At 69.4% G+C, this 14754-nt stretch carries 10 protein-coding genes and 1 pseudogene; 4 read left to right on the top strand and 7 right to left on the bottom strand.

Features of this window, described 5'->3' with window-relative positions:
* Nucleotides 1-69: 69 nt before the first annotated feature.
* Nucleotides 70-1907 (bottom strand): annotated as a pseudogene (locus tag ACZ5IQ_RS26325) (hypothetical protein).
* On the opposite strand from ACZ5IQ_RS26325, the gene ACZ5IQ_RS26320 reads away from it, so the two are divergent.
* The 3 genes from ACZ5IQ_RS26320 to ACZ5IQ_RS26310 are packed head-to-tail and all read left to right on the top strand — an operon-like array spanning nucleotide 1873 to nucleotide 5245.
* Nucleotides 1873-2805 (top strand): NAD-dependent epimerase/dehydratase family protein, encoded by a 933-nt coding sequence (locus ACZ5IQ_RS26320; RefSeq protein WP_464480499.1) that lies wholly within the window; start codon nucleotides 1873-1875, stop codon nucleotides 2803-2805. The pseudogene ACZ5IQ_RS26325 and the gene ACZ5IQ_RS26320 overlap by 35 nt on opposite strands.
* A 57-nt stretch (nucleotides 2806-2862) precedes the next feature.
* A complete protein-coding gene (locus ACZ5IQ_RS26315; RefSeq protein WP_212807312.1) occupies nucleotides 2863-4647 on the top strand; it encodes an N-acyl-D-amino-acid deacylase family protein in 1785 nt (594 codons plus the stop codon).
* 1 nt (nucleotide 4648) lies between these two features.
* On the top strand, nucleotides 4649-5245 hold the full coding sequence (locus tag ACZ5IQ_RS26310) for a TetR/AcrR family transcriptional regulator (protein ID WP_464480498.1): 597 nt from the start codon (nucleotides 4649-4651) through the stop codon (nucleotides 5243-5245).
* Here ACZ5IQ_RS26310 and ACZ5IQ_RS26305 read toward each other — a convergent pair.
* The 6 genes from ACZ5IQ_RS26305 to ACZ5IQ_RS26280 all read right to left on the bottom strand — a co-directional run bounded on the left by ACZ5IQ_RS26305 (nucleotide 5236) and on the right by ACZ5IQ_RS26280 (nucleotide 13319).
* Nucleotides 5236-5595: a DUF2304 domain-containing protein gene (locus ACZ5IQ_RS26305; protein WP_212807311.1), complete on the bottom strand. Its 360-nt coding sequence runs from the start codon at nucleotides 5593-5595 to the stop codon at nucleotides 5236-5238. The two genes, ACZ5IQ_RS26310 and ACZ5IQ_RS26305, sit on opposite strands and share 10 nt — an antisense overlap.
* Nucleotides 5592-6284 (bottom strand): glycosyltransferase family 2 protein, encoded by a 693-nt coding sequence (locus tag ACZ5IQ_RS26300; RefSeq protein WP_318985390.1) that lies wholly within the window; start codon nucleotides 6282-6284, stop codon nucleotides 5592-5594. Before ACZ5IQ_RS26300 ends, ACZ5IQ_RS26305 begins: the two co-directional genes overlap by 4 nt.
* A gap of 21 nt (nucleotides 6285-6305) precedes the next feature.
* The gene (locus tag ACZ5IQ_RS26295; RefSeq protein WP_371824494.1) at nucleotides 6306-7544 is read right to left on the bottom strand and encodes a polysaccharide biosynthesis protein; all 1239 of its coding nucleotides are present in this window, start codon (nucleotides 7542-7544) and stop codon (nucleotides 6306-6308) included.
* Nucleotides 7511-8845: a M1 family metallopeptidase gene (locus ACZ5IQ_RS26290; protein WP_406774087.1), complete on the bottom strand. Its 1335-nt coding sequence runs from the start codon at nucleotides 8843-8845 to the stop codon at nucleotides 7511-7513. Before ACZ5IQ_RS26290 ends, ACZ5IQ_RS26295 begins: the two co-directional genes overlap by 34 nt.
* Complete coding sequence (locus tag ACZ5IQ_RS26285) at nucleotides 8842-12735, bottom strand: Pls/PosA family non-ribosomal peptide synthetase (protein ID WP_464480497.1); 3894 nt, start codon at nucleotides 12733-12735, stop codon at nucleotides 8842-8844. The genes ACZ5IQ_RS26290 and ACZ5IQ_RS26285 overlap by 4 nt, the downstream gene beginning before the upstream one ends.
* Before the next feature lie 62 nt (nucleotides 12736-12797).
* Complete coding sequence (locus ACZ5IQ_RS26280; protein WP_318985393.1) at nucleotides 12798-13319, bottom strand: 2-oxo-4-hydroxy-4-carboxy-5-ureidoimidazoline decarboxylase; 522 nt, start codon at nucleotides 13317-13319, stop codon at nucleotides 12798-12800.
* Between the two features lie 112 nt (nucleotides 13320-13431).
* On the opposite strand from ACZ5IQ_RS26280, the gene ACZ5IQ_RS26275 reads away from it, so the two are divergent.
* A complete protein-coding gene (locus tag ACZ5IQ_RS26275; protein ID WP_212807306.1) occupies nucleotides 13432-14751 on the top strand; it encodes an HNH endonuclease in 1320 nt (439 codons plus the stop codon).
* Nucleotides 14752-14754 lie beyond the last annotated feature (3 nt).

Raw genomic sequence — 14754 nt, 5'->3', positions numbered from 1 at the left:
GGCCCTTGTGGACTTGCTGACACAGGTAGGAGTGGGCACCGTCCCGGAAGGGGACAGTTTTTTGCGCGGCTATTTGGGCGCCAGGAATCCCACCGGCCCGGAGGCGACACACACCGACAGCGCCGACGTGTTGGCCTTCACCTGGATCGCGGCCCCGGCGCCGGGTAGCCGGACGAACACCCGGTTCAGGCCGGGGTGTACCGGCACCCGGGCCTCGCGGCCCTCGGGCAGGGACATGGTCAGGGACCCGTCGCTGTTGGCGAGGTAGTTGATCTCGGCGGTCCAGTCGGCCGGCAGCAGCGGGCCGTCGAGCGGCATGGTGACCGGCGCGTCGGTCTGCACCAGGTAGCCGCAGTTCGGTGCCGGTCCCGGGGCGATCGTGCGGGTCCAGGTCACCTGGGCCGGTACCAGCTGGCCGGTCGCGGTGAACATCTGTAAAGAGGTTGTGCTGGAAGCGAATTCGGGGCGGTCGCGCAGCAAGGCGAACATGTGGCTGGCCAGGTTCTGCGGCCATGCCACGCGTTGCAGCACCAGGGGATCGACCTCCTGGTCCAGCAGTGGCACCCCGCGGGGCGCATGGGCCAGCGCTGCCTCGGCGTTGACGAGATAGGCGCGCGTCGGGTTGTCGCGCCAGCTGGGCAGGAACGTCGCCCACGAGTACAGGCTGCTGGCCACGAATGCCGTTGCGGCACAAGCGACAGCGCCGCGGCGCCGCGGGGAGTCGTCGAACCGCCCACTCCGGTTGGGTGCGCAGAACGCGACGGCGGCCAGCAGCGCCAGCACCACGACGAGATCGGACAGATAACGCAGCGTCTGTGCCAGCTCGAGGGCGGTGAACTTCGACGACCGCATCAGATAGATCGGCACCTGGCACGCCACCACGTATCCCACGGCGGCCAGCCACACCGGGCCCAGTCGCCGCTTCCGCAGCAGCGACACCGCAACCACGGCGGCGAGAACCAGCCAGCCGAGGACCATGACGACCGGGCCGGGCGTCGCCCACGGGGACGCCGGCGCCCAGCGTTGCCAGTCCCACGGCCCGCCGGCCAGCGTGGGCACCAGGCCGTGCGTGACGGACCGCGCCAGCAGTTCCCACGTCATCGCCAGGTCCAGCGTCCAGCGTTTCTGGTTGACCACCAGCAGGTAGACGCCGACCCAGCCGATCGTGATGGTCAGCAGCCCCAGCCACAGCCGCAGGCCGGCGCGCCACACCGTCTTCAGCGAGCCGGCCCCCGTCACGTACATCAGCAGCCAGCACACCGCGAACGCGGTGAACGGGATCACCGCGGACTTCTCGAAGAACAGCAGCCCGCCCAGGTAGGCCAGGCAGCCGGTCCACACATACCGCGGATTTCCGGTGCGGACCAGCAGGATGGCGTCGGCGCAGACCCAGGCCATGGCCGCTGCCATCGGCAGCGCGTTGAGCCCCGCCGACCACCAGGCGAACGCCGGCACCCCCAACGGTGTGAAGAGTGCGAAGACCAGCGGCACCAGGAGCACCGGCCGCCACCCGAGAATCACACGCAGGGCGCGCACCAGCGCCACGGACGCGACGAGTTGCAGCACCACCAGGCTCACGGCCGGCCAGAACCACGTCAGCGGGGCCAGTCGCGTCAGCACCCCGGCGAGCAGGAATCCGGCGGGCATGACGTGCCCGTCGTGATCATTGAAGAGGAAGTCCGGCGACAGGAGGGAATGGGTGCCGGCCTGGCCGATCAGGATCAGGTCGTCCCAGTAGAAGTAGCCGCCGAATGCGAGGACCGCCCGCAGTATCAGCTGCAGCGCCACCAGCGCGGCGGCGGTTCGGGCGACCCAGTTCACTCTTGTCGACTGTACGGGGCGTCACGCAGCAACCGTCGGTATGGTTGCGCCGTGCGAACACTTGTCACTGGTGCTGCCGGGTTCATCGGATCGACGCTCGTCGACCGGCTCCTGTCCGAAGGACACGACGTCGTCGGGCTCGACGACCTGAGCAGCGGCAAGGTCGACAACCTCGCCCAGGCCGAGCAGAACGAGCGATTCGAGTTCGTGAAGGCCGACATCGTCGACGCCGATCTGCACGCCATCGTGGCCGAAGAGCAGCCCGAGGTGATCTTCCACCTGGCCGCGCAGATCTCCGTCGCACGGTCGGTGACCGACTCGCCGTTCGACGCCGGGGTCAACGTCGTCGGCACCGTGCGGCTGGCCGAGGCGGCGCGCAGCAACGGCGTGCGCAAGGTCGTCCACACCTCGTCGGGCGGGTCGATCTACGGCGTCCCGCCGGGCTACCCGACCAACGAGGACATGCCGGTCGATCCGTCGTCCCCGTACGCGGCCAGCAAGGTGTGCGGCGAGGTCTACCTCAACATGTTCCGCAACCTGTACGGGCTGGACTGCTCGCACATCGCGCCCGCCAACGTCTACGGCCCGCGCCAGGACCCGCACGGTGAAGCCGGCGTGGTCGCGATCTTCAGCCAGGCGCTGCTGGCCGGGCGGCCCACCAAGATCTTCGGTGACGGCACCGACACCCGCGACTACGTCTTCGTGGACGACGTCGTCGACGCCTTCGTGCGAGCAGGCGGGGAAGCCGGCGGCGGGCAGCGGTTCAACGTCGGCACCGGGGTCGAGACGTCGGTGGCGCAGCTGCACACCGCGATCGCCGCGGCCGTCGGCGTGCCGGATGCGCCCGAGTTCCACCCGCCGCGCCTGGGTGACCTGCGGAAATCGTGCCTGGACATCAGCCGCGCCGGTGCCGTGCTGGGGTGGAGCCCCAAGGTGCCGCTGGCCGAGGGCGTGGCCCGGACGGTGGACTTCTTCCGCCCCTGACCTGCGATTACGCAGAAAAAGATTGTAAGCACTCACTTTCTGTCCTAGTCTCACGTCATGACCTACGACGTGATCGTCAAAGACGGCTTGTGGTTCGACGGCACCGGCCGCACGCCGCAACTGCGCAACCTGGGTATCCGCGACGGCGTCGTCGCGACGGTGTCGGCACAACCGCTCGATGAGACGGGCTGCCCCGACGTCATCGACGCCAAAGGCAAGTGGGTGACGCCGGGCTTCATCGACGTGCACACCCACTACGACGCCGAGGTGCTCCTCGATCCGGGCCTGCGGGAGTCCGTCCGCCACGGCGTGACGACCGTGCTGCTGGGCATGTGTTCGCTGTCGACCGTCTACGCCGAGAACGACGACGCCGCCGACCTGTTCAGCCGCGTCGAGGCGGTGCCGCGCAAGTTCGTCGTCGGCGCGCTCGAGCAGAACCGGTCGTGGTCCGGACCCGCCGAGTACGTGCAGGCGCTCGAGGCGCTGCCGCTCGGCCCGAACGTCAGCTCGCTGCTGGGTCACTCCGACCTGCGCACCTCGGTGCTGGGCCTGGACCGCGCGACGACCCCGAACGTCACCCCGACCAACGCCGAGCTCGAGACCATGGCGTCGCGGCTCGAAGCGGCCCTGGACGCCGGCATGCTCGGTATGTCCGGCATGGACGCCGCCATCGACAAGCTCGACGGTGACCGCTTCCGGTCCCGCGCCCTGCCGTCGACATTCGCCACCTGGCGGGAGCGCCGCCGGCTGATCAAGGTGCTGCGCAAGCGCGGCCGCATCCTGCAGAGCGCGCCCAACGTCGCCAAACTGCAAGAGGCACTGAACTTCTTCCTCGAGAGCAGTGGCTGGTTCGGCCGTCGCCGCGGCGTGCGGATGAGCCTCTTGGTGGCCGCCGACGCCAAGTCGTCGCCCGGCGCGGTGTACCTGCTGGGCCCGGTGACCCGCCTGGCCAACAAGGTACTGAACTCGAAGGTCCGCTTCCAGCACCTGCCAGTGCCGTTCGAATTGTATTCGGACGGAATCGATCTCCCGGTTTTCGAGGAGTTCGGTGCGGGCACCGCCGCGCTGCATCTGCGTGACCAGCTGGAGCGCAACAAGCTGATGGCCGACCCGGAGTACCGGCGCCGGTTCCGGAAGTCGTTCGACAAGAAGGTGCTGGGCCCGACCCTGTGGCACCGTGACTTCCACGACTCGACCATCGTCGAATGCCCCGATAAGTCGTTGATCGGCAAGAGCTTTGGCCAGATCGCCGACGAGCGCGGCATCCACCCGCTCGACGCCTTCCTCGACGTCCTGGTCGAGCACGGCGAACGCAACACCCGCTGGACCACCATCGTGGCCAACCACCGTCCCAAGCAGCTCGACAAGCTGGCCGTCGAACCGTCGGTGCACATGGGCTTCTCGGATGCCGGTGCGCACCTTCGGAACATGGCGTTCTACAACTACGCGCTGCGGATGCTGCGCCGCGTGCAGGACGCCGACAAGGCCGGCCGCCCGTTCATGACCACCGAGCACGCCGTGCACCGGCTCACCGGTGAGGTCGCCGACTGGTTCGGTCTCGAGGCCGGCACGCTGCGTCAGGGTGAGCGCGCCGACTTCGTGGTGATCGATCCCGCCGGTCTCGACGCCGGACTCGAGGCGTACCACGAGGATTCGGTCGAGTTCTACGGCGGCCTGAGCCGCATGGTCAACCGCAGCGACGCCGCCGTGGTGGCGACCGGAGTGGGTGGCCAGGTGGTGTTCCGCGACGGCGAATTCGTCGAGGGCTACGGGCAGACCGTGAAGTCCGGCCACTACCTGCCGGCGCGCGGCGCGAAACTGCCGGTGGCACAAGCGGTCTGACGTGGCCAGAACTCAACAGCAGCGCCGGGAGGAGACCCGGGCCCGGCTTCTCGACGCCGCGATCGCCACCATCGTCGAGGTGGGCTACGCCCGTGCCTCGGCGGCGGTGATCGCGCGCCGGGCCGAGGTCTCCGACGGCGCGCTGTTCAAGCATTTCGCCACCATGGGCGATTTCATGGCCGCCACGGCGCTGGAGGTCATGCGCCGGCAGCTGGAGCAGTTCAGTAAGCAGATCGGCGAAATCCCCTCGGACCGGCCCGCTCTGGAGGGCGCGTTGATCGCGCTGCGTGACATCAGCGGCAACGCCACCAACGCCGTGATGTACGAGCTGATGGTGGCGGCGCGCACCGACGAGAAGCTGCGGACGACGCTGCAGGGCGCCCTCGTGGAATACGGCCGCAACATCTACGAGACCGCGCAGGAGATGCCCGGCGCCGATCAGTTGCCGCCGGAACTGCTCATGCTGATCGTCGCCGTCATGGTCAATACGTTCGACGGCGCGGCGCTGATCCGCGCCGTGCTGCCGCAGCCGGAACTCGAGGATGGCCGCATCCAACTGCTGGCCACGATGCTGGGGAGTCTGGGCGTTCAGACCTGACGGATCGGCGGCTCGGGATCGGGCACCCGCGCGCCTTCCAGCGCCACCGCGCGGGCCAGTTGGGCGTAGCGCAGTTCGAGGTCCTTGAACCGCATGTATGCGCTGATGGTCGTGAACAGGAACGCGATGACCAGCGCGTACAACAGCAGGTCGGCGCCGCGGCCGATGCCGAGCCAGTGCGCCACCACCGTGGTGTCGTTGGGGCGCAGGATCGCGTAGATGGCGCCGAGCACGAAGAACACGTAGCCGACCTTGACCCAGGCCCGGGATTGCGCGTTGCGCCGCGACGAGAACAGGTAGGCCAGCAGCAGGACCACCGCGCCGATCAGCAATGCCTTGGTCCAGATCATCGGCGCAACCTCCCGCGCAGCAACCCGTCGACGATGATGTTGACGCCGTTGACCAGCGGCTGACCCTTGGACATCGAATAGTCGGTGTACAGGATGTGCACCGGTTGTTCGGCGATCCGCCACTGGTTCTCCACGATCAGCGCGACGAATTCGCTGGCGTGGCTCATGCCGTTCATGGTCAGATTCAGTCCGTCGGCCACCGTCTTGTTGAACACCCGCAGCCCGTTGTGCGCGTCGGTCAGGTGCAGCTGGCGGCTGGACCGGCTGAGTTTGGCGACGATCGGCAGCAGCAGCCGCTTGAGCATCGGCATGCGGTCGGGCGGCCGGTCGGCGAACCGCGTGCCGATGACGATGTCCAGATCCTCGGCCCGCAGCCGGTCGAGCATCCGCACGACGTCCTTGACCTGGTGCTGGCCGTCGGCGTCGAACGTGGCGAAAAACTGTGCCCCGGGCCGGGATCGGGCGTATTCGACGCCGGTCTGGATGGCCGCCCCCTGACCGAGGTTCACCGGATGACGCACCACGTGGGCGCCGGCGGCAAAGGCGCGGTCGCCGGTGTCGTCCCGGCCGCCGTCGTCGACGACGACGACATTGGGGAAGACGGCGCGCACGTCCGTGACGACGTCGGCAATGACGCTCGCCTCGTTGTACGCGGGGATGACGATCCAGACGTCGTGATAGAAGGACATGTTGCTGCCGAAACTACACGCTCAGGGGCGCCTGATCGCGCTCAGCGCGGCGAGGTGGACGACGATTCCGACCAGCGGTCCGCACATCAGCGCGACGATGGTGCGGGTCTGGAGGTCCAGCGGCAGCAGCAACAACAGTGCTGCGGCCACGGTGGCGCTCACCCAGCCGATCGCGTAGGCGCGGTGCAGCGCGGCGGCGACGGTGGCGGCCCCGGTCAGGGTCAGGAAGGCGATGGCGACGGCGCCGGCCGTCAACCAGGCCAGCAGCGCGCCGCTCGCGGCGTACTCGGGCCCGAACAGCGTGCGCAGCAGCCACGGGCCGAGCAGCCCGGCCGCCACCACTGCCAGTGCGCCCAGTCCGGCGAGCACCAGGGTCGGCGTGAGGAGCGCGCGCAGCCTGCGGTTGTCGACGAAATGCGCGATCAGGTTGCCCTGCATGGCGGTCAGCGGGACCAGCAGCGGGGCGCGGGTCAGCGTCACCGCCAGGATGATGACGCCGCCGGTGGCCCCCAGGTCGCGGGACGTGGCCTGCAGCAGCACCGGGAAACCCATCACCAGCACGGCGCTGGCGCCCGCGGCGGCGATCGAGTGCGCCGACCCCGTCAGGAACGTCCGCGGGGTGCCGGGCGTGTGGATGGCGGCGGCGGACCGGGCGACGTGGGAGGCCAGCAGCAGGATCAGCCACGACATCGACCCGGCGACGGTGGCCCACAGGTAGCCGTCCAGGCCCCAGCCCAGGATGAACGCCGCGACCGCGACGGCGACCCGGATACCCGCGTCGGTCACCATCAGCGTCCCGTACTGCGTCCAGCCGTCGGCCCCGGCCAGCACGCCGAGCAACGTGGCGTGCAGACAGAAGCCGGCGAGGCCGACGCTCAGCAGCGTCACGCTCAGCGGGGTGGATTCGACGAACACGTGCGCCGCCCACAGCGGGGCGGTGCCGGCGATCAGCAGGCCCGCGGCAACGGCTACGAGCGCGGCCACCCGGAGCGGCTGCAGGTGCGGTCCTGGTTGGGGCTCAGCGATGCGCGCGACGCGGACTTCACGCGTGGCCTCCTGCAGCAGTCCGTTGGCCGCGCCGGTGAACAACCCGAACGCGCCCCAGAAGACGCTGAACACCGAGAACCCGGCGGGGGCCAGATCGCGCGCGGCGAGGTACAGGATCGCGTAGCCGCAGAGCGCGCTGAGCACCGTCGCGACGGCGACCCGCGCCACACCGCTGGGTTTCACAGTGCCGGCAGCTCCGTCGTGTAGAGCCACGCGGTCCACAGTCCGCGCAGGGACTGGTCGGTGTAATTGGCGGCCAGGCCGGTGAAGTCGTCGGTCAGCGCGGTCGAGTGCCGGTACCGGGTGGTCCAATCACGCAGTAGCGCAAAGAAATTCGCGTCGCCGATGGTGCGCCGCAGGGCGTGCAGGGTCAGTGCGCCGCGCTTGTACACGCGGTCGTCGAACATGTCCTCGGGCCCGGGATCGGCCAGCAGCAGGTTCTGCGGCAGGCCCCGGAGTTTCTGCAGATTGTGGGCGGCCAGCTGGTCGGCGGTGCGCCAGCCCGACTCCTCGGCCCACAGCCACTCCGCGTAACAGGCAAATCCCTCGTGCAGCCAGATGTCGCGCCAGCGTCGTACCGTCACCGAGTTGCCGAACCACTGGTGCGCCATCTCGTGCGCGATGAGCCGCTCGGCGCTGCGGCGGCCGTCGCAGTGGTTGGCGCCGAAGATCGAAATACCTTGCGCCTCGAGCGGGATCTCCAGGTCGTCGTCGGTGACGACGACGGTGTAGCCGGTCGACAGCGGATACGGCCCGAACAGCCGGGTGAACAGCTGCATCATCTGGGGCTGGCGGCCGAAGTCGTATTCGAAGTTGCGAATCAGCCGCTGCGGCAGGGCGGCGGACATCGGCACCGGCGATTTGGCCAGGCGCACCGACTCGTAGCGGCCGATCTGCAGCGTGATCAGATAGGTCGACGTCGGCTCGGCGAGCTCGTACACCCACAAGGTCTGTGCCGCACGGGTTTTCCGGCTGACCAGCTCGCCGTTGGCGACCACCCGGTACGGGCTGTCGGTGCTGATCGCGATGCGGTAGCTGGCCTTGCTGCTCGGGTGGTCGTCGCACGGGAACCAGGACGCCGCGCCGTTCGGTTGCCCGGCAACCAGGGCCCCTTCGGTCAGTTCCTCGAAACCGACTGCGCCCCAGATGGATTTGATGGGGCGTGGGTTGCCGCCGTAGCGCACCGTCACCTTCATCGCGGCGCCGGCGGGCAGCTGGTCGGCCAGCGTGATGTGCAGCTTGCCGTTGACGGTGCGGAACTTGGCCGGTCGCCGTCCGTTGACCTCGACCTTGGCCACCGACAGGTCGTCGGACAGGTCCAGGGTGAACCAGTTCAGCGACGCCAGGGTGACCGCGGTGATGTGGGCGATGCCCGTCAGCCGGTTGCTCTCGACCTTGTATTCGAGGCTCAGCTCGTAGCGGGACACCCGGAAACCGAAGTTGCCGTTGTTGGGCAGGTACGGATCGATCACCGGCGCAACGCTTTTGCGGTCCTTCTTGTTTGTCCGGGTCACGCGGCCTGCGCCTTTTGTCGGTTGCCGGACTTGCGCTTCTTGCCGACCCACGGGGCAATCGGATTGCCCTGCCAGCGCGTCGAGGCCGGCACCGCGTCGCCGCGCATCACCAGGGAGGCCGGGCCGACGGTCGCGCCCGCGCCGATGCTGGCCGCGGGCAGCGCGACGCAGTGGGTACCGAGCGTCGCGCCCGCCTCCAGCACCACGGTGTCGAGCTGCATGATGCGGTCGTGGAACAGGTGGGTCTGCACCACGCAGCCCCGGTTCACCGTCGCACCCCGGCCCAGCGTCACCAGGTCGGCCTCTGGCAGCCAATAGGTTTCGCACCACACGCCGCGGCCGATCGCCGCGCCGAGGGCCCGCAGCCACAGGTTCATCACCGGGGTGCCGCTGGCCGCGCGGGCGAACCACGGGCCGGCGACGGTCTCGACGAAGGTGTCGGACACCTCGTTGCGCCACACGAACGGCGACCACAGGGGGTGCTCGACGGCCCGGATGCGCCCGACCATCAACCACTTCGCGACCACGGCAATGGCACCGGCGATGGCGCCCGCGTTCAGCAGGACCAGGCCGGCGCCCAATGCCGCCCACACCCAGCCCAATTCGCCGGCCAGGGCCTGCAGGACGCCGAGGACCGCGACGCCGATGCCGAACGTCACCATCACCGGGACGATCCGCAGGGTCTCGACCGTCGACCGCATCACCTTGAGGCGCAGCGACGGATGGAAGGTGCGTACCGCGTCGGCTTCGGTTGGCTGGCGGCGCAACCGGATCGGCGGACTGCCCAGCCACGACGAACCGGCCTTGGCCTTGTGCGGCGTCGCCGACAGCACGGCGACCAGACCGTCGTCGGGGACGCGGCGGCCGGGCTGGGTGATGCCCGAGTTGCCGAGGAACGCGCGCCGGCCGACGGTCGCCTTGGCGACGTGAATCCAGCCGCCGCCGAGCTCGTACGACGCCACCATGGTGTCGTCGGCCAGGAACGCGCCGTCGAGCACCTCGGTGAACTTCGGGGTCAGCAGGGCCGTCGAAATCTCGGTGTCCTTACCGACTTTCGCGCCGAGGATCCGCAGCCACCACGGCGTCAGCAGGCTCGCGTAGATGGGGAACAGGTAGTTGCGGGCGGCGTCCATCAGGCGCTCGGTGGCCCACAGCTGCCAGCCCACCCGGCTGCGCACCGGGTGGTAGCCCTCGGTCAGGCCGAGGGCCAGCAGGCGCACCCCGATCACGGTCAGCGCGGCGTACACCGCCATGGCGACCACCGCGGCGACGGGCGTCCACAACGCGACCGGCAGGACCGCCTCGGGCAGCGAATGCGTATGGCGCACCGGCAGAATCAGCACCGCGAGCCCCGCGGCGAGGGCCAGGATCGGCAGTCCGCCGAGCAGCACCGACGTCAGCCCGTACATCGCCACCCAGATGGGCGCGCGGCCCGGCCGCTCGTCGGGCCACGGGTGATGGGCCTTGCCCGACTTCACCGCCGGCGAACCCTTCCAGTATTGCTTGGCCTTGACCTTGCCGATCACGCCGGAACCCGGTGCGACGTCGGCGTTCTTGCCGACCACCGCACCCGGAAGCAGCGTCGTGCGGGCACCGATGGTGGCGTCGTTGCCGATGCTGATGGGGCCGACGTGGAACAGGTCGCCGTCGATCCAGTGGCCGGTGAGGTCGACCTCCGGCTCGACCGAGCAGCGGTCGCCGAGCGTGAGCATGCCGGTGACCGGTGGCGTCGAGTGCAGGTCGACGCCCTCGCCGACGCGGTTGCCCAGTGCGCGGGCGTAGTACACCAACCACGGTGCACCGGCCTGGTTTTCGGCGCCGCTGGCCTCGCCGAGCCGTTCGGCGAGCCAGACCCGCAGGTGCTCGGAGCCGCCACGTTTGTAGGTGCCCGGTTCCAGGCCGGACAGCAGGGCGCGGGCGGCGAACACGGCGATACCCATGCGGCCGAGCGGCGTGACGAACACCAGGAATCCGACGAGGATCACCCACCAGTTCACGGTGTGGGCCCAGGGCAGCAGGTGCAGCGCGGCGGCGACGTTGTTCAGGATGGCCAGCCACACGACCCACTGCATGCCGGCCAGCGTCGCGAGCGGGATCGCGGCAGCGGTCTGGATGAGCTGCGTCGTCAGCGGAACCGGTGTGACGCTTCGGGTTTCGACGAGCGGCGGCGGGTCGAGTTCATCGAGGTAGCCGGCCAGAGAGCCCAGGCGCGGGTGGTCGTACAGGTCGGCGACGGTGACCTGTGGGTACTTCTCCCGCAGTAGCGAGACGAGCTGCGCGGCGGACAGTGAGCCGCCGCCGAGTGCGAAGAAGTCGGCGCCGGGTCCGTCGATCGGGGAGGCCAGCACGTCGCGCCACAGCCCGGCGAGCCAGCCCATGGTGCCGTCGAGGTCGGGACTGTCGTCGCCCGCCGCGCCCGCCCCTTCGATGGGCCACGGCAGTGCGTTGCGGTCGACCTTTCCTGATGTGCGCGTGGGCAATTCGTCGACCAGGACGAGGCGCGGCACCAGCGCGGCCGGCAGCGACTCGGCAAGAGTCTTGCGGGCCTTGGTGATATCGAATTCGGGGTCGGTGCTGGCGATGTAGCCGACGAGCAGGGGAGTGCCGGTGGCGGTCTTGCGCACCGCGGCGGCACCGCCGCTGACACCCGGCAGGTTGACCAGTGCGGCGTCGACCTCGCCGAGCTCGATGCGCCGGCCGCCGACCTTGACCTGATCGTCGGCGCGGCCCTGGAAGTAGAGTCCGTCCGCCTCGAGCCGGACCAGGTCGCCGCTGCGGTACGCGCGGCCCCAGCCGAGGGTCTCCATCGGCGCGTACTTCTCGGCGTCCTTTTCCGGGTCCAGGTAGCGGGCCAGGCCGACGCCGCCGATCACCAGCTCGCCGACGTCGCCGTAGCCAACCTGCAGGCCGTCCTTGTCGACGACCGCCAGATCCCAGCCGGGCAGCGGCAGGCCAATGCTGACCGGGCCACCGCCGAGCGGCGCGAGGCACGCGACGACCGTGGCTTCGGTCGGTCCGTAGGTGTTCCACACCTCACGGCCCTCGACCGCCAGGCGCTCGGCGAGCTCGGGCGGGCAGGCCTCGCCGCCGAAGATCAGCAGACGCACGGCCTCCAGGGCCTCGGCAGGCCACAGCGAGGCCAGCGTCGGGACCGTCGAGACGACGGTGATGTCGCGCGACACCAGCCACGGGCCGAGGTCCATGCCGCTGCGCACCAGCGAGCGCGGGGCCGGGACAAGGCAGGCACCGTGGCGCCAGGCCAGCCACATCTCTTCGCAGGACGCGTCGAAGGCCACCGACAGCCCGGCCAGCACCCGGTCGCCCGGGCCAAGCGGATTGTCCTTCAGGAAGATCTCGGCCTCGGCGTCGACGAACGCGGCGGCGTTGCGGTGCGTCACCGCGACGCCCTTCGGGGTGCCGGTGGAGCCGGAGGTGAAGATGATCCAGGCGTCGTCGCGGGTCAGCGGGCGGCCGGCCTGCCAGCCGCGGGTCGAGCCGGGCCCGCGGACCAGGCCCGCCTCGGTGATGATGCCGACGACGCCGGCCTCGCCGAAGACCAGCGCGGCGCGTTCCTCGGGATCGTCGGCGTCGACGGGGACGTATGCGGCGCCGGTCGCGAGGGTCGCCAGAATCGACACGTACAGCGCGTAGCTGCCCGACGGCATGCGGATGCCGATGCGGTCACCTCGGCCGATGCCGCGCGCGGCCAGCCAGGCGACGCTCTCCTCGACGTCGGCGATCAGCTCGGCATACGTGAGCTGGACGGTGCCGTCGTCGATGGCGGGTGCATCGGGATATTGGGCGGCCGTGGCGTAGAGGATGTCGATGAGGGTCCGGGCCTGCGGTGCGTTCGCCGAACGCACGTACTGCGGGGGGATCTCCTGATGCACGGGTACAAACTACTAAGGCTTGGCGAACGCTTCCTGGCGGCGGGCACGCCGTGGCGGCTTCGTTACCAGTTGTTGTAGCCGCCTTCAGGCCCGAGCATGCGCTCCAATCGCGTCCGGTTGATGCGGGCCAGCTCGTTGCGGACCACCTTGCGCTCGGTCTCGTGGTCGTTGTGCATGCGGTCGGCCATGTGGGTCAGCACTTCGTGGGCGCTCATGGCGCCGACGAACATCACGAAGTCGAAGCCGAAGTGGTCCCGGTAGGTCGCGGCGTGCGCGGTCAGGGTTGCCATGAGATCGGGGTCGCGGTCGCACACCGCGCACTGTTCGAACTGTGAGCGGGCGCTGCCGGGGCGGCGGCCGAGCTGCGGATAGGCCTGCAGGATCGCGTCCACCGAGGAGTCGCCGAGCGCGAAGAGGAGGTCGTCCGCCCGCCGGAACAGGTGGTCGTGGTCTTTGTAGGCGCGCCCGTCGGCGAGGCTGCCGGCCAGCGGCACGCTGTAGCAGCATTCGTACAGTGCGTGCACCGCCCGCTGCTTCGGCATGGCGTTGAACGCGTCGAGACCGATTCCCTGATGCATCAACACATAGACATCATCGAATCTGCAGGGTACGGGCAGATTTCCTCGTGTTACAGCGGGGCAAATTCATTTATCTGGGGTCTGGCGTGCATCACAGGTATCCGATAGAATCGCACATATGTTCGAAACGCCGTTGATGGACCCTGAGGCCGATGAGGCGGCGTTGTCGGGTCGCATGGCGGAGCTCGAACGGGTCAAAGCGCGTGCGGCGGCGGAGCAGGCGCGGCTTGCGGCCGAACTGGAGGCGCGGCGGGTGGCGGCTGCCGCGGCGGGTGGGCCGCGGGTGTCGCGGGCCGCGCTGGGTTCGGAGATCGGGTTGGCGCGGCGGGAGTCGCCGCATCGGGGTGAGCGGTTGATGGCGATGGCCCGCATCCTGGTCGCGGACATGCCGTGCACGCTGGCCGCGTTGGAGTCGGGTGTGCTCTCCGAGCACCGGGCCGAGCTGATCACCAAAGAGGCTGAGTGCCTGTCGGTGTTGGATCGCCGGCTGCTGGATGCCGAATTGTGCTCGGACCCTGCCATTCTCGATGGTAAGGGTGATGCCGAGATCACCGCCGAGGCCAAGCGGATCGCCTACCGGCTCGATCAGGAGGCGATCGTGCAGCGGGTGCGCCGCGCGCCGGCCGGGCGTCATGTCCGGTTCCGGCCTGCTGGTGACGGCATGGCCACCGTGAGCGTGCGGCTGCCGGCTGCCGAAGGCCGCGCCATGCATACCGCGCTGTCCGATGAGGCGGCGAGCACGCTGGCCTCGACACTGCCGGGCACGACGGTACCGGCCGGGTTGGGCCGCACCCACGACCAGATCATGGTCGACGTGATGGTGCAGCGGGTCACGGGCCGCAACCCGGTGCAGTCGCCGGTGCCGGTGACGGCGAACCTGGTGCTCTCGGATGAGACCCTGCTCGGCGGTGGCTCAGAACCGGCGCATCTGGAGGGGTACGGGCCGATCCCGGCCGAAATAGCGCGGGATCTCGTCCTGGTCGGCGCGCTCGATGCGCAGGGCGCGGCCGCGGTGCGGCGCCTGTACGCCCAGCCGGGCACCAACAAGCTGGTGGCGATGGAGTCGAAATCCCGGGCGTTCCCGAAAGCCCTGGCCCGGTTCATCGCGTTGCGGGATCAGATCTGCCGGACCCCGTACTGCAACGCCAGGATTCGGCACACCGACCACATCCGGCCGCACGCGCAGCATGGCCCGACCAGCGTGCACAACGGTCAAGGCCAATGTGCGCACTGCAACTACGTCAAAGAAGAACCCGGCTGGCACGCGGTCACAACCTACGACCGGCACGGCCGCCACACCGTCACACTGACCACTCCGACCGGTGCGGTCTACACCTCCGCCGCGCCGCCGATGCCGACAGGACTGCAAATCCTGACCCGCAGGGTCCATCTCGCGATCATCGACGAGGGATCGCGCCCGCGAATCATGCGCAACTAGCCC

Source organism: Mycobacterium toneyamaense, assembly GCF_055384815.1.
The sequence above is the reverse complement of the archived record's forward strand: the minus strand, read 5'-3'. Positions and strand labels throughout refer to the sequence as shown.

What these genes read in the sequence shown, in the direction of transcription:
- ACZ5IQ_RS26315 (WP_212807312.1), top strand. Translation starts at nt 2,863, where the DNA reads ATGACCTACGACGTGATCGTCAAAGACGGCTTGTGGTTCGACGGCACC.
- ACZ5IQ_RS26300 (WP_318985390.1), bottom strand. Translation starts at nt 6,284, where the DNA reads ATGTCCTTCTATCACGACGTCTGGATCGTCATCCCCGCGTACAACGAG.
- ACZ5IQ_RS26305 (WP_212807311.1), bottom strand. Translation starts at nt 5,595, where the DNA reads ATGATCTGGACCAAGGCATTGCTGATCGGCGCGGTGGTCCTGCTGCTG.
- ACZ5IQ_RS26275 (WP_212807306.1), top strand. Translation starts at nt 13,432, where the DNA reads ATGTTCGAAACGCCGTTGATGGACCCTGAGGCCGATGAGGCGGCGTTG.